This window comes from Amycolatopsis orientalis DSM 43388, assembly GCF_000411975.1.
GTDB classification, from domain to species: domain Bacteria; phylum Actinomycetota; class Actinomycetes; order Mycobacteriales; family Pseudonocardiaceae; genus Amycolatopsis; species Amycolatopsis orientalis_D.
On the sequence record NZ_ASXG01000166.1, the window covers coordinates 142,720 to 156,962 of the forward strand.

Sequence of the window (14,243 nt, forward strand, 5' to 3'; positions counted from 1 at the left end):
GCTCGCGACGGCTGACGACCGTTGTCTCCGACGCTACCCGTCATCCGGGCGCTGTGCTCGCTCGCAGCGGACATTCTCGGTTCGTGGTCTCGCGAACCGTCTCTCACGGTACGGCATCCCGGCGCTGAGGTTCAGTCATTGACAAGTGACGGACGACGCGTCTCGGGAATCCGGGTCAGTCGCCGGCGACGCCGCGGATCCCGGCCTTGACGAGCAAGGTGTGCAGCGTGACCGACAGCGCGGCCAGTTCGCGCACGACCTCGTCCGCGCGCGCCTTCGCGTCCGCGTCACGATGCCGGTACGCCGGGGTCACGATCTGCTCCAGCAGGCCGACCTCGCGGTCGGCCGCGGCGCGGAACGCGCGCAGATGCCGTGGTTCCAGCCCGAATTCGGTCATCGCCTTGACGGTGCGCGCGATCAGCACCGACTCCGGGCCGAAAAAACCCGCCGCGCCGGGGCGCAGCAGGCCGTACTGGCACAGCTCGGCGAGCATCGCGTCGTCGATGCCCGCCTGGGCCAGCAGGTCTTCCTGGGTGAGCCGGACGTCCGGCCCGGTCTCGAAGTCCGCCGCCGCGGGCAGTCCCGCCGGATCGCACCCGTCGCCGAGCGGCACGAGCCGCCGCGGCAGCTGAGGGGCCGCCGGGACCGGCGCGGGCGGCGGCACGCCCGCGTCGGCCGCGTCGAGCTGCTCCTTGATGACCTTGAGCGGGAGGTAGTGGTCGCGCTGCGCGGACAGCACGTACCGCAGGCGCTCCACGTCCGCCGGCGAGAACTGCCGGTACCCCGAGGGCGTGCGGCCCGGGCGGACCAGGCCTTCCGCCTCGAGGAAGCGGATCTTGGAAATCGTGACATCGGGGAAGTCCCCGCGCAGCTGCGCGAGCACCGCCCCGATGCTCAACCCGTCCCGCCGGGCCTCCTGACGACCGGGCTGCCCGGCCGCCGTCACTGCGCCCCCTGGCCCCCGTGCCCCGGGCCGGTCAGGAAGACCAGGCGGAACTTGCCGATCTGCACCTCGTCGCCCCCGGCGAGGACGGCCTGGTCGACCGGCTCGCGGTTGACGTAGGTGCCGTTCAGGCTGCCGACGTCGATCACGACGAACTCCCCGCCCTCGCGCCGGAATTCCGCGTGCCGGCGGGAAACCGTGACGTCGTCGAGGAAGATGTCGCTGTCGGGGTGCCGTCCCGCGCTGGTGGTGTCGCGGTCGAGCAGGAAGCGGGAGCCCGCGTTGGGCCCGCGCTTCACGACCAGGAGGGCGGAACCCGGCGGGAGGGCGTCGACGCCCTGCACCGGTGCCTCGGCGGCCGGCGCGGACTCCTGCTGGCCTTCCATGTCGGCCAGGAAATCGGCCCGGAAGACAGAGGTCCGCTCCGGAGACTGCTCCGGGGGAACGCCGGGCCCGTCGTTCGTGCTCACCTGAGCTCTCCTCTACGCATGATGTGTTGTCATCGACCAAGAACGTGTAGCTGTCAACGTACCGTGCCCGACCGGCCCGGGAGCCTGGGGCTCCCCTTGCGGCCCCGGGCGCCGGGCCGGGCGGCTCAGCCCTTGATGAGCGCCTGGTACGCCTCGGCCTCGAGCAGCGCCTCGAGACCGGCCGGGTCGTCGAGCCGGATCTCCACGAGCCAGCCCTCGCCGTAGGGATCGGAGTTGATGAGCTCCGGCGACTCGGCGACCGCGTCGTTGACCGCGACGATCTCGCCGTCGACCGGCGCGAACAGCTCCGAGACGCTCTTCGTGGACTCGACCTCGCCGAACGGGTCGCCCGCCCCGACCTGCTTGCCGACCTCGGGCAGGTCGACGAACACGACGTCGCCGAGCTGGTCCTGCGCGTATTCGGTGATGCCCACCCGCACGAGCGAACCCTCGCGGGTCGCGACCCACTCGTGCTCCTCGGTGTAGCGCAGTTCTTCCGGAGTGGTCAACGCCGCTCCCCTTCCTGGTGCTGGCTTTCCTGCCGACAATCTTCCATCACCGGGTGCGCAGCGCGCGAGCCGCCTGCACGACGTAGAGCGCGCCGGACCAGACATACAGGACGCCGCCCCAGACCATGAACGCGTACGCGATCGGCCGGGCGACCGCGGCGACGTCCGAGCCGCCCTGCGTGAGCAGCAGGAACGGGAAGGCGTACATGAGGACGAAGGTCGCGCCCTTGCCGATGTAAGTGACCTCGGGCGGCGCGAACCCGCCGCGGCGCAGCAGCAGCACGCAGACGCCGAGGACCGCTTCGCGCAGCACCAGCGGGGCGACCACCCACCACGGGACGATGTCGCGGATCAGGAAAGCGACGAGCGTGGCGAGGATGTAGAGCCGGTCCGCGGCGGGGTCGAGCAGCTGCCCGAGCCGCGACATCTGGTCCAGCCAGCGGGCGAGTTTCCCGTCGAGCCAGTCGGTGAGCGCGGAGAAGACGAGGACCGCGAGCGCCCAGCCGTCTTCTTTCGGGCCGAGCAGCAGCCAGAGGAAGACCGGGACGCCGGCCAGGCGCAGCAGGGAAAGCAGGTTGGGCACGTTGAGCGCCTGCCGCCAGAGGGAGGGCTCGGTCGTGGGCTCGTCGGGGACCGTCGTCACGCGGTCAGCCTAGAGCGGACGGGCTCGCGAGGTGTGTCCTGGCGGGGTGAAACGGGCGCCGCGGTGATCGCCGGTCCGGGAGCGGGGCTCGCTCGGCGCTACCGGAATGACTTCTCGGGGCTGCGGCGCTCGTCGGGGCCGTGCGGAGCACCGGCTGGCGGACCGGGCCGCCTGGCTTCGCTTGCGCGCGAGCACTCGGCGAATGGCTCGGCTGGATTCGGTCGGCCCCGCACTGGAACGATTCCGGCGGAGCAGCGAACGAGCCGCTGCGGCGGGTGCATCGGCGGGGCGAGCGAGCCGGGCCTCCGGCCGAGCCGACGCGGCGAGCGAGCCGGGCAACCGAGGCGAGTCGCCGCCCCGAGCAAGCCGGGCGACCGGTCGCTTTCGCACCGCCGCCAAGCAAGACAACCAGCCGACTCCACACCGCCGCCAAGCCGGGCGACCGGTCGCCTCCACACCGCCAGCAAGCCGGGCAACCAGCCGACTCCGCACCGCCGCCAAGCCAGGCAACCGGGCGATTCGGTGCGGGCGAAGGGAAACGTCGGCGCGGGCGAAGGGAAACGCGAATCCGCCGGACGGCGGACCGGAATCCCTCCCCGGGACCGGCCGCCGTCCGGCGGACGGCTCAGCGGGTGTGCCGCCGGGAGGCCGCGCGGCGGTGGCTCCATCCGCGGCGGCGCAGCTGCGCGGTGCTCAGCGTTTCCGGGCGGCCGCGGCCGTCGGTGCCCACCCAGCGCGGGCGCATGCCGCCGGCTTCGAGGACGTAGGGGCGGCCGCCGCACCACACCACGCTGCAGGGTTCGGTCGGCGGGTCGGTCGGGGCGTCGTTCTCGGCTGCGGGGGCGGTTTCGGTGCTCATGCTCTCGGTGACTCGTGCTCTCTGGCGTCGGGGCTTCGGGGACCTGGAACGCGCGGGGCGCCTGTCCTCTACGTCGGCGCGGGGCCGCCGGGCGTTAACCGCCCCGGGCCGGATTCCTCCGAACGATGCGTCCCGGCGATGCGGATTTCCCAGTCCGGAACCCGAAACCCACCGTCCACAATAGACTCGACACCGTCCGCTCCGGTGTGTCGGTGCCGCTCAGCGGGGGCGCGAGGGGCCAGAATGGGCGCGACCCCGGAGAAAGGATCGCGGTGCTCCCGTCGAAAACCGTGTACGGGCCGCTGTGCGCGGCTGTGGTGGTTTTGCCCACGCTCACCGCCTGTTCGGGGGATCAAGCGCCACCGGCTGCCGCCTCGTCGGCGCCCTCCGCGATCGCCTCGGCCGCGCCGAGCACGCACGCTCCCCCGCCGCTGCCGCAGACCGGGAGCCCGAGCAGTCCGCCCGCGCCGCCCAGCAGCGCTCCGGCCGCGCCGAAGCCGTCGAAGCAGGCGCCGCCGTCCGCTCCGGGCACCTGCGGCACGGTCACCGCGGCGAGCGGGATGACCTTGTACGTCTACGACAGCAAGGCCATCCCGTGCGCGGACGCGATGGCGCTGGTCAAGAAGTTCCACCAGGCGATCAACGGCCGGCAGGCGGCGGGCTCGAACAACCCGGTCAACGCGACCGTCGACGGCTGGCTGTGCGTTTCCGGCCCGCCCGCCGCGCAGGGCGGCACCACGTGCAGCAAGGGCGAGCAGACCGTGCTGGCGGCGGTGGTGCCGGCCGAGTGAGGCCGGCACCACCGCGGCTCAGGACTTGAGGTCCGGGAAGTCGTCCTCGCGGAACTCGCCCTCGGGCCGCTCGCCGCCCTCGCGGCCGCGCAGTTCGACCCGGCGGATCTTGCCCGAGATGGTCTTCGGCAGGTCCGCGAACTGCAGCCGCCGGATCCGCTTGTACGGCGCGAGATGCTCCCGCGCGTACGCGAGGATCTCCCGGGCGGTGTCGGCGTTCGGCTCGTGCCCGGAAGCGAGCACGACGTACGCCTTGGGCACGGCCAGCCGGATCGGGTCCGGAGCGGGCACCACGGCCGCCTCGGCGACCGCCTCGTGCTCCAGCAGGACGCTCTCCAGCTCGAACGGCGAGATCCGGTAGTCCGACGCCTTGAAGACGTCGTCGGTGCGGCCGACGTAGGTGATGTAGCCGCGTTCGTCGATCGACCCGACGTCGCCGGTGTGGTAGTAGCCGTTCGCGAAGGCCGCCGACGTGCGTTCGTCGTCGTCCGCGTAGCCCGCCATCAGGCCGACCGGCCGGTGCGCGAGGTCGAGGCAGATCTCGCCCTCGCTCGCGCGCTCGCCGGTGACCGGGTCGACCAGGGCGACGACGAAGCCGGGCAGCGGACGGCCCATCGAACCGGCCACGACGTCCTGGCCCGGCGTGTTCGCGACCTGGACGCTGGTCTCGGTCTGCCCGAAGCCGTCCCGGATGGTGACGCCCCACGCCTTCTCGACCTGCTCGATCACCTCGGGGTTGAGCGGCTCCCCCGCGCCCACGACCTTCTTCGGCGGCGTCCGCAGCACGCTCAGGTCGGCCTGGATCAGCATCCGCCACACCGTCGGCGGCGCGCAGAAGCTGGTGATCCCGCAGCGGTCCATCTGCGCCATCAGAGCGGCCGCGTCGAACCGCGAGTAGTTGTACAGGAACACGGTCGCTTCGGCGTTCCACGGCGCGAAGAAGTTGCTCCACGCGTGCTTGGCCCAGCCCGGCGACGAGATGTTGAGGTGGACGTCGCCCGGCTCCAGCCCGATCCAGTACATTGTGGACAGATGGCCGACCGGGTACGAAACGTGCGTGTGCTGCACGAGTTTCGGCTTCGCGGTAGTGCCCGAGGTGAAGTAGAGCAGCAGCGGGTCCTCGGCGCGGGTGACCCCGTCCGGGGTGAATTCGGCGGCCGAGGCGTACGCGGTTTCGAAGGCGTGCCAGCCGGAAACCGGTTCGCCGACCGCGATCCGCGTGTAGTCGCCCGCGACCTCGGCGAACTTCTCCGTGTCGGCCGAACGCACGATCACGTGCTTCGCGTTGCCGCGCTCCACCCGGTCCGCCAGGTCGGCCGGGCCGAGCAGCGTGGACGCCGGGATCACGACCGCGCCCAGCTTGATCGCCGCGAGGATGGTCTCCCACAGTTCGCCCTGGTTGCCGAGCATGACGATCACCCGGTCGCCGCGCGAGACGCCGAGGCCGCGCAGCCAGTTCGCGACCTGGTTGGACCGGGCCGACATCTCCGGGAACGTCCAGCGGTTCTCGGCGCCGTCCTCTTCGACGATCCACAACGCGTACCGCTGCGCGTTCGCCGGGTCGGCCGCGATCCGGTCGAACCAGTCCGTGGCCCAGTTGAACTCGTCCAGCTGCGGCCACGCGAACTCGCGGTAGGCGGTTTCGTAGTCCTCGCGGTGGGCCAGCAGATAATCCCGCGCCGCGCGGAATGCCCGGTAGCCGGTGACCTCAGCGCCGTTGCTCACGTCGTACTCCTCGTGCTCGCTTTCCCCGTGCCTGTTTTACTCGCCCTTGAACTCCGGCGCTCGTCGCTCCATGAAGGCCTGCACGGCCTCCTGGAGGTCCTTGCTCGGCAGGAACGCGGAGTTCCAGGCGGCGACGTAGCGCAGGCCCTCGGCGACCTGGCGTTCGGTGTTCGCGGACAGCACCTGCTTGGTGCCCTGGACGACCAGCGGCGGGTTCGCGGCGATCTCCGCGGCCAGTTCGCGGGCCTTGGCCAGCAGCGTCTCCTGGTCCGGGTACACGTCGTTGACCAGGCCGATCTTCTCCGCCCGCGCGGCGTCGACGTCCTTGCCGGTCAGGGCGAGTTCGCGGACGTGGCCCTCGCCGATGATCGGCGCGAGCCGCTGCAGGCTGCCGATGTCGGCCACGATCGCGACCTTGACCTCGCGGACGCTGAACTTGGCGTCCGCGCTGGCCAGGCGGATGTCGGCGGCGGTGATGACGTCCACGCCGCCGCCGATGCACCAGCCGGACACGGCCGCGACGACCGGTTTGCGGCATTCGGCGATCGAGCTGACCGCCTGCTGCAGCCGCTGGATCTCGCGGTGGAACTCGGTGCGCGGCCCGGCCAGCGCGTCGCCGGCCAGCAGCGGGGCCCAGCCGCCCATCATCGCCGGGAGGTCAAGCCCGTAGGAGAAGTGCTTGCCGCTGCCGGACAGCACGACGGCGCGCACGCGCGCGTCGGCGTCGAGGGCGGCGAACACCAGCGGCAGCTCGCGCCAGAAGTCGGGGCCCATGGCGTTGCCCTTGCCGGGGCCGAGCAGGGTCACCTCGGCGACCGGTCCGTCGAGGGCGACGCGGAGCGAGGCGAGTTCGGGCAGGGCGGCTACTGGTTCGGTCATGCGGTCATCTTTGCTCATCGCGGCGACCCCAGCTCATCGGAGTTGACACTGTGCCAACGCGGCCGCGAGATGCTTTCCTGGAGACCCGAGGTGGAGAGGAGGCACCGGTATGGACCCGGCACCCGTGCCCGTCGCCGACGCCCCGCCGGCGGAACCCGCGACGGCCCGCAGGACCCGGCCGATCGAGCTGTCCGGCTCGTTCCGGCACGAGGGCCAGCGCCTGTGCTACACCGAATACGGCAGCGGCGACCGCGTCGTGGTGCTGATGCACGGGATCATGTTCACCCGCCGGATGCACGCGCCGCTGGCCCGGCGGCTCGCCCGCGCCGGATTCCGCGTGGTGACCCTCGACCTGCTCGGCCACGGCGATTCGGACCGGCCGACGCAGTCGTGGCGCTATTCGATGCCCGCGTTCGGCGAGCAGGCCGTCGCGCTGCTCGACCATCTGGAGATCGAGGACGCGGTGGTCGGCGGCACGTCGCTGGGCGCGAACGTGGCGCTGGAGGTGGCGGTGGCCGCCCCTTCGCGGGTGCGCGGGCTGGTGGTCGAAATGCCGGTGCTGGACAACGCGATCATCGCCGGGCTGCTGACCTTCGCGCCGCTGCTGTTCGCCGCGCGCTTCCTGCCCGCGACGGTGCGCGGGGTGGCGCTGGCCGCACACCTGGTGCCGCACGGGAACCAGTGGGTGGACGTGATCACGGACACCCTGAGCCAGGAACCGGCCCCGATGGCCGCGCTGCTGCACGGCGTGCTGTTCGGCCGGATCGCGCCGCCCAAGTCGATCCGCGGCACGATCACCGCGCCGACCCTGGTGATCGGGCACGAGGGCGACCCGATCCACCCGTTCGGCGACGCGGGCAGCCTGGCCGAGGACCTGCCGAACGCCGAGTTCGTGCAGGCCCGCAGCCCGGTCGAGCTGCGGTTCGACCCGAAGCGGCTGAGTGCGGCGATCCGGGACTTCGCCTTCCGGCGCTATCCGGCCTGAGCCGCGCGGACTCGCTCCGGCGGGAACAGGCGAAGCCGAATGCAGCCGCGGTGCACCGGCAGGACGGCGGCTGCGCTGGTGCCGCACGCCGCGCGACTGGCCGTGCGGGTCCCCGTGCGGACGCCGCCCAGGTCAGTCCTCGTCGGGATCCGGGAACTGCGGCGGAGCCTGCAGGTCGTGGGCGCGGAACAAGACCGCGTGCTCGACCCCCATCGCCTTCCCGCTCATCGCCGCGAACTGCGGGATGAAGTCCGCCGGCGCCGGATGGTCCGGAAGCGCGGCCAGGTACGCGGCGTGCGCCTCCAGGGACGCCACGCCGCGCCGCAGCGGCTCGCCGGTGACGTCGACGCCATGGGTCGCGCCGGAACCCGGGAGGCCGGGCACGAGATACCAGCGCGCCGAATGCGGGGCCAGGCCCTCGTCGTCGATCTGCTCCGGGAAGACCCACCGGTTGCCCGCGTCGCGGATCGCGTCGAGGGTCTCGAGGCCGGCCGCGCGGTGGTCGGCCTGGTCGAAGCCGTAGGGCGTTTCGACGTCGAAGCCGCAGCCGAGCACGACGTCGGGCTGGAACCGGCGGATCTCGCGGGCGATGTCCCGGCGCAGGTCGAGGCCGTAGACGAGCACGCCGTCCGGATGCTCGAGGATCGTCAGGTGCTCGACGCCGACCGCGGCGCACGCGGTGCGCTGCTCGGCGACGCGCAGCCGGGCCGTCTCCTCCGGCGGGTTCGGCATGCCCGCCTCGCCGCGGGTGAGCAGGAGGTAGCCGACCTCGATGCCGCGCGCGGTCCAGCGCGCGACGGCCGCGGACGTGCCGTACTCCATGTCGTCCGGGTGCGCGACGACGCAGAGCACCCGCCGGAACGACTCTTCGGGCAAAGCAGGCAGGGTCATGCGGCCATCTTCGCGCTCCGGCGGCCCGCTGTCTGCGTTATCCGGCCTGATTCCGGTCCAGTCCGGCGACCGGGCCGAACACGATCACCGCGGGCGGCCGGACCCCGGCGGCCGCCGCCTCCTCGGCCACCGAGGCGAGCGTGGACCGCAGCACCCGCTGGGTCCGCATCGTCCCGTCCTCGATCACCGCGACCGGCGTGTCGCCCGGCCGGCCGCCTTCGAGCAGGGCGGCGGCGAACTTCGGCAGCCGTTCGACGCCCATCATCAGCACGATCGTCCCGCGCATCCGGGCCAGCAGCGACCAGTCGACCAGCGACCGCTCGTCTCCCGGCGCGACGTGCCCGGACACGACGACCACCTCGTGCGCGACCCCGCGGTGCGTCACCGGCACGTCCGCCACCGCGGGCACCGCGAACGCCGAGGTGATGCCCGGGACCATGGTCACCGGGACACCGGCTTCGGCGCAGGCCTGGACCTCTTCGAAGCCGCGGCCGAACAGGTACGGGTCGCCGCCCTTGAGCCGGACGACGAACTTGCCTTCCTTGGCCTTCTCGACGAGCGTCCGGTTGATCACGTCCTGGCTCGCCGCGCGCCCGTACGGGATCTTCGCCGCGTCGATCACCTCGACTTCCGGCGCGAGTTCGTCCAGCAGATCGCGCGGGCCGAGCCGGTCGACCACCACGACGTCGGCGCGCGACAGCAGCCGCCGGGCGCGGACGGTGATCAGGTCCGGGTCACCTGGCCCGCCGCCGACCAGCGCGACCCCGGGCAGGGCACCGTCCGGATGCGGCTGGCGGCCGTCCTCGATGGCACCCGCGTGCAGGCCGTCCAGCATCGAATCGCGGACCGCGGCCGAGCGGAGCGGCTCGCCGCCGGACAGGACGCCGAACAGGAGACCGCCGTGCCGTCCGGTCGCCGGGGTCACCGCCGAACCGGACTCGCCCTCGTCCGCGCGGACGCAGAAGACGCGTTCCCGCTCCGCCTCGGCACAGATCGCCGCGTTGGTCTCCGGGTCGTTCGTGCAGGCCAGCGCGTACCACGCGGCGCGCAGATCGCCCTCGGCGTAACGGCGCTGATGCCACACCAGCTCGCCCGCGTCCGCCATCCCCTGCACCGACGGCGTCGTGTGCGGCGACACCAGTTCGACGCGGGCGCCCGCGCTGATCAGCCGGGGCAGCCGGCGCTGGGCCACGGAACCGCCGCCGAACACCACGACGCGGCGGCCGGTCAGGTTCAGGCCGGAAAGGTAGTGCGGGTCGTCCATGCTGGGAATCTAACAGCGGAGCGAACCGCCTCCGCCGCTTTGCACGCCGAGCGTGGGTCATGCCACGCCCCGGACCGGACGGCGCGGGCGGTCAATGATCGACGGCGCCCTCGCGGGTTCGCCTCGAACGGGACCGCGGTGAGGCTTCGCGGAGTCTCGCGATTCCGGGTCCTGCCGGGCGGAGCGGATCCCCGCCGGCGGGAATGCCGGTCGGGAGTGCTGACCCCACTCGGCACCAACGCACGCGGTGGCCGGAAATCCGGGCAGGCGGCCGATCACTCCACCCGGAAAACCGGACCGCGCGGCGGGAACGGCAACCGGGTGCCGCGCGGGACCAGGAACGCGTGTGCCCGCCCTGGACGGACGTGGTCGCACTGCGCGTCGGTGATGATCAGGACCGGGCCGTCCGCCGGGAAGTCCGGGGCGCGGCGCAGCAGGTCCACTCCGGGCTGCAGGCGGGTGCCGCCGCGGCCGCGGACCTTCACCCGGCCCGCGATGTCTTCCACCGCAAGGTATCCGGCGTCGTAGGCGGCCGCGTCGCAGAAAACCACCCGGGCCGCCGGGACGTCGCGCGCCCGCGCGTACGACGCGATCGCGCCGAGCGCTTTGCCCAGCAGTTCCGCGTTCATCGAGCCGGACGTGTCCAGCACGACGCCGAAGGTGGCCCGGCGTTCGGTCCTTTCCGGACGGACCCGGCCCGGGCGCGGGATGTCCGGGGTCGCCGACTGGCGCCGCGACGCCCGTGCGTAGCTGCGCACCGGCTGCTCCGCGCGGACGTGCTCGTCGAACCACTGGGCCAGCCGCGCGTCCCACGGCAGCGGCGGATGGTCGAGCGCGCGGATCTCCTGCTCCAGCCCGAGCGGCAGCAGGCCGCGGCCCTGTGCCTGGTGGTAGACGAGGCCTTGGCTGAGCGCGCGGCGATAGAACTCGTCCAGGTCGACACCGCCGGTCCGGTCGCCGTCGCGCCACGGGAGCGGCTTGGACTCGCTCCGGCGCGAGGAACGGCGGGCGGCGGCGTCCGGTTCGGACAGCCAGCCGCCCAGCACGTCGCCCGCTTCGCGACCGCCCAGCGTGCGCAGTTTGCGGGCGCGGCGCAGGTCGGTGGTCAGCGTGTCGTACACCGATTCCGCCGACAGCCCGGCGAGCCGCGGATCGTGCAGGCCGTCGCCGGGCAACTCGCCGACGCCGAGGGCGACCAGCCAGCCGTTGATCACGTAATCGCAGGCGACGTTCCACAGATACGGGTCGCGGCCCAGTGCCCGGCGGTCGTGCCGGAGCGCGGCGTGCAGCATCTCGTGGGCGAGCACGAACCGCCATTCCTCGGCGCTCAGCGCGGCGTTCGGGTTCACGTAGATCTCGCCGTGCTCGGCGTCGACCGCGGCGACCGAGATGTCCCAGGCGCGGACCACTTCCGGGTCGGCGACCAGGGTGAACCCGGCGGCGACCGCGCCGAGCAGCGGGAACGACGACGCGAACCAGCCCAGCGCGCGGTCCCACTCCCCCAGGCTCCGGCGGTGCCGGGTCTGACCGCGCGCGTCGGCGGCCTGCTCCATCGCCTCGGTGGCCGAAGCGATCAGGCCGTGCGCGAACCGCTCGGTCCACGGCGCGGATTTCCCGTGGTACCGCACGTGCCAGCGGCTCGGCGGCTCCGCGAGCGCGAGACACGGCCGATCGCCGCCGGTGCCCAGCGCACGGAAGACCTCGGGCACGCCGGTTTCGCGCCAAGCGCGGGCGAGGGAAAGCTCGTCCGTCCCGGGAAGCTCGGGCAAGAGCGTCAGCGGGGCGCCGACCCGTACCGCCTCCGCGAACCGGTGCACCGCGACGCAGCACGCCGCGCTGTAGCTCGCGTCCACGTGCCGGTCCGCGGTGATCGCGTCCGCCTCGGCAAGCTGTTCCTCGTCCAGGTGGCCGAGGCCGAGGTGCAGCAGCAGATGCGCGAACACCCAGGCCCACTCGGCCGGTTCGGCGTCGCGGGCGCGGTTCGCGGTGATCAGGCCGCTGTCGGCGACGACTGCCCACGCCTCGGGCCCGGTCAGGCTGGTGCGGTCCAGGCTCGCGCGCTCCGCGAGCCGTTTCAAAACAGTGTTCGCGCGGACCAGCGCCCAGCCCGCGTCGATCGCCTTGTTCCGGCGTTCGCGATGGCGCGCGTCGGAGCTCATGCCCGAGCCGCCACCAGGCGCGGCAGGTCGCGCGCGGCCTCGACCAGGAACCAGGACGGCAAGCGCGGGTTGCCCGCCTCGTCGTCCGCGATCACCAGCTGCGCCATCTCCAGCGAGATCTCCGCCAGTTCGACCAGCAGGCTCTTCGCGCGGAACGCGAACTGCCGCACCGCCGCCGACGCGTGCCGCTTGTCCGCGGGCAGGTCGCGGGAGAGCCGGACGCGGAACGTCTCGGCGAGGAAGTAGAGCAGGTCGCGCTCGCCCGGCTCGGCGGGCCAGCGCGCGTCGCCCTTGAGGATGGCTTCCAGATCGAAGGCGTGCCGGGCGACCTTCAGATAGGACCGGAACGCGCCCGCGTGCTGCGGGGTGAGCGTGGCGTACGCGAACAGCCCGACCGTCTCGTCGTCGAGCGGGTCGCCCGCGGAATGCAGCAGGTCGGACAGCATGTGCCAGGACCGGGGCGTGGAGAACGGTTCCTCGGTCTTCGGCGGCTGGCTCCACAGGTGGTCCGGGCGCTGGGTGAGGTACTCGACCACCGCCGGGTGGATGCCGTGGCCCGCCGCCCAGGCCAGCCAGTCGCCCGCCGACGCGCGCAGGTGCAGGTGCACCAGCCGGTTCACCAGCGCCGAGGCCATCGGCCGGGCGAGCGCCTGGTCGGTCGCGCGGTTGCCGGCCCCGATCACCACCGAACCGGGCGGCAGCTCGTAGGAGCCGATGCGCCGGTCGAGGATCAGCGAATAGAACGCCTTCTGCACGTCCGGCGAGGCGGCGTTCAGCTCGTCCAGGAACAGGCAGTACGGCTCGTCGCGGGCGATCTGCTCGGGCGGGCAGAACCGGCTGCGCCCGTCGGCGATCTGCGGGACGCCGATCAGGTCCTCGGGCGCAAGCTGGGTACCGAGCAGCGAGACGCACTCGAGGCCGAGCGCCGCCGCGAACTCCCGGACCAGCGACGACTTCCCGATCCCAGGCGCGCCCCAGAGGAAGACCGGCCGGACGACGGCGGTCGTGAGCAGGATGTCGGGCAGCTGGGCAGGCGTGACGGTGAGCTGGGCGTGCAAAACGTGGACCTCTCCGGTGTCGGGACATCCTCGTGCGACGCCCGTTTCGTGCCGTCATGGTCTCGCGCCCGGCCCGCTGCCCGCATCCGGTTTTTCAGCTCCGCGCCGCCGTCGGGTACGGCAGCAGCGCCATTTCCCTCGCGTTCTTGATCGCCGTCGCCACCTGTTTCTGTTGCTGCGGCGTCAACCCGGTGACCCGGCGGGCCCGGATCTTGCCGCGGTCGGAGATGAATTTCCGCAGCAGATCGACGTCTTTCCAGTCCACCGCGGTGATTCCGGCCGTGTGGAAGGGGTTCGGGCGGCGGCGCGGCGCGCGATCGGGTTTAGGCATCGCGCTCACCAGCTCGACTTCGAAACGCCGGGCAGTTCCCCGTTGTGCGCCATCTGCCGCATGCGCACCCGGGACACGCCGAATTTGCGCAGGTATCCGCGCGGGCGGCCGTCGGCGGCGTCGCGGTTGCGGATGCGCGTGCGGCTCGCGTCGCGCGGCATCCGCTGCAGCGCCACCACCGCGTCGGCCTTTTCCGCCGGCGAGGAGGACGGGGACGCGATCAGCGCCTTGAGCGCGCGCCGGCGTTCCGCATACCGCGCGGCGATCACCTTCCGCTGCTCGTTCTTCGCGATTTTCGACTTTTTCGCCATCAGCGTTCTTCCTTGAATTCGACGTGCTTGCGCGCGACCGGGTCGTATTTGCGCAACACCATCCGGTCCGGGTCGTTGCGGCGGTTTTTCTTGGTGACATACGTGTAGCCGGTGCCCGCGGTCGACCGCAGTTTGATGATCGGCCGCAGGTCGGTGCTTTTCGCCATCTAGAACTTCGCTCCCTTCGCGACGAGGTCGGCGACGACGGCGTCGATGCCGCGTTTGTCGATCGTTTTCATGCCCTTCGCCGACACCTTGAGCCGCACGGTGCGGCCGAGGCTCGGCACGTAGTAGCGGCGCGTCTGCAGGTTCGGCTCCCACCGGCGCGACGTGCGGCGATGCGAATGCGAGACCTGCTTGCCGTAGCCCGGCTTGCGGCCGGTGACCTGGCACACGGCTGACACGGACCCTCCCAAGTTGATAGT

Annotated in this window: 18 protein-coding genes; 2 read left to right on the forward strand and 16 right to left on the reverse strand. The window is 72.3% G+C overall.

Annotated elements, in window-relative coordinates; genetic code table 11:
• Positions 1-175: 175 nt before the first annotated feature.
• From ftsR to L942_RS45710, 6 genes are all read right to left on the reverse strand, one after another.
• Positions 176-946, reverse strand: a complete 771-nt coding sequence (gene ftsR / locus L942_RS34555) for a transcriptional regulator FtsR (protein WP_081655355.1) — start codon at positions 944-946, stop codon at positions 176-178.
• Entirely contained in the window at positions 943-1,413 is a 471-nt protein-coding gene (garA, locus tag L942_RS34560) for a glycogen accumulation regulator GarA (protein ID WP_009078859.1), read from the reverse strand. The genes ftsR and garA overlap by 4 nt, the downstream gene beginning before the upstream one ends.
• 125 nt (positions 1,414-1,538) lie before the next feature.
• On the reverse strand, positions 1,539-1,922 hold the full coding sequence (gene gcvH / locus L942_RS34565; protein WP_037368318.1) for a glycine cleavage system protein GcvH: 384 nt from the start codon (positions 1,920-1,922) through the stop codon (positions 1,539-1,541).
• Between the two features lie 46 nt (positions 1,923-1,968).
• The gene (locus tag L942_RS34570; protein WP_037368320.1) at positions 1,969-2,565 is read right to left on the reverse strand and encodes a CDP-alcohol phosphatidyltransferase family protein; all 597 of its coding nucleotides are present in this window, start codon (positions 2,563-2,565) and stop codon (positions 1,969-1,971) included.
• Between the two features lie 625 nt (positions 2,566-3,190).
• The gene (locus L942_RS34575; protein WP_037368322.1) at positions 3,191-3,424 is read right to left on the reverse strand and encodes a hypothetical protein; all 234 of its coding nucleotides are present in this window, start codon (positions 3,422-3,424) and stop codon (positions 3,191-3,193) included.
• A 352-nt stretch (positions 3,425-3,776) separates the two neighbouring features.
• Positions 3,777-3,971 (reverse strand): hypothetical protein, encoded by a 195-nt coding sequence (locus tag L942_RS45710; protein WP_037368323.1) that lies wholly within the window; start codon positions 3,969-3,971, stop codon positions 3,777-3,779.
• Positions 3,972-3,984: 13 nt separating this feature from the next.
• Here L942_RS45710 and L942_RS45715 point away from each other — a divergent pair, with 13 nt between their 5' ends.
• A complete protein-coding gene (locus L942_RS45715) occupies positions 3,985-4,215 on the forward strand; it encodes a hypothetical protein (RefSeq protein WP_037368326.1) in 231 nt (76 codons plus the stop codon).
• Positions 4,216-4,233: 18 nt separating this feature from the next.
• Here the strand turns inward: L942_RS45715 and L942_RS34590 are convergent, their stop codons facing one another.
• Both L942_RS34590 and L942_RS34595 read right to left on the reverse strand, forming a co-directional pair.
• A complete protein-coding gene (locus tag L942_RS34590) occupies positions 4,234-5,940 on the reverse strand; it encodes an AMP-binding protein (protein ID WP_037368328.1) in 1,707 nt (568 codons plus the stop codon).
• Between the two features lie 36 nt (positions 5,941-5,976).
• On the reverse strand, positions 5,977-6,819 hold the full coding sequence (locus L942_RS34595; RefSeq protein WP_037368329.1) for a crotonase/enoyl-CoA hydratase family protein: 843 nt from the start codon (positions 6,817-6,819) through the stop codon (positions 5,977-5,979).
• A 109-nt stretch (positions 6,820-6,928) separates the two neighbouring features.
• Here L942_RS34595 and L942_RS34600 point away from each other — a divergent pair, with 109 nt between their 5' ends.
• Positions 6,929-7,804, forward strand: a complete 876-nt coding sequence (locus tag L942_RS34600; RefSeq protein ID WP_037368331.1) for an alpha/beta fold hydrolase — start codon at positions 6,929-6,931, stop codon at positions 7,802-7,804.
• 132 nt (positions 7,805-7,936) lie between these two features.
• On the opposite strand, the gene L942_RS34605 is transcribed toward L942_RS34600, so the two are convergent.
• From L942_RS34605 to rpmB, 8 genes are all read right to left on the reverse strand, one after another.
• Positions 7,937-8,695 carry a PIG-L deacetylase family protein gene (locus L942_RS34605; RefSeq protein ID WP_037368333.1) on the reverse strand — a complete coding sequence of 253 codons (759 nt, stop codon included), beginning with the start codon at positions 8,693-8,695 and terminating at the stop codon, positions 7,937-7,939.
• Positions 8,696-8,732: 37 nt separating this feature from the next.
• Positions 8,733-9,959 carry a uroporphyrinogen-III C-methyltransferase gene (gene cobA, locus L942_RS34610; protein ID WP_037368334.1) on the reverse strand — a complete coding sequence of 409 codons (1,227 nt, stop codon included), beginning with the start codon at positions 9,957-9,959 and terminating at the stop codon, positions 8,733-8,735.
• Between the two features lie 275 nt (positions 9,960-10,234).
• On the reverse strand, positions 10,235-12,118 hold the full coding sequence (locus L942_RS34615) for a vWA domain-containing protein (RefSeq protein ID WP_037368336.1): 1,884 nt from the start codon (positions 12,116-12,118) through the stop codon (positions 10,235-10,237).
• Positions 12,115-13,176, reverse strand: coding sequence for an AAA family ATPase (locus L942_RS34620; RefSeq protein WP_037368339.1), 1,062 nt, complete (start codon positions 13,174-13,176; stop codon positions 12,115-12,117). Before L942_RS34620 ends, L942_RS34615 begins: the two co-directional genes overlap by 4 nt.
• A gap of 94 nt (positions 13,177-13,270) precedes the next feature.
• Positions 13,271-13,516 carry a 30S ribosomal protein S18 gene (gene rpsR, locus L942_RS34625; protein WP_037368342.1) on the reverse strand — a complete coding sequence of 82 codons (246 nt, stop codon included), beginning with the start codon at positions 13,514-13,516 and terminating at the stop codon, positions 13,271-13,273.
• Positions 13,513-13,818 (reverse strand): 30S ribosomal protein S14, encoded by a 306-nt coding sequence (rpsN, locus tag L942_RS34630; protein WP_037368343.1) that lies wholly within the window; start codon positions 13,816-13,818, stop codon positions 13,513-13,515. The genes rpsR and rpsN overlap by 4 nt, the downstream gene beginning before the upstream one ends.
• Entirely contained in the window at positions 13,818-13,985 is a 168-nt protein-coding gene (gene rpmG, locus L942_RS34635; RefSeq protein ID WP_037368345.1) for a 50S ribosomal protein L33, read from the reverse strand. The genes rpsN and rpmG overlap by 1 nt, the downstream gene beginning before the upstream one ends.
• Positions 13,986-14,222, reverse strand: a complete 237-nt coding sequence (gene rpmB, locus L942_RS34640) for a 50S ribosomal protein L28 (RefSeq protein ID WP_009078885.1) — start codon at positions 14,220-14,222, stop codon at positions 13,986-13,988.
• Positions 14,223-14,243: the final 21 nt, after the last annotated feature.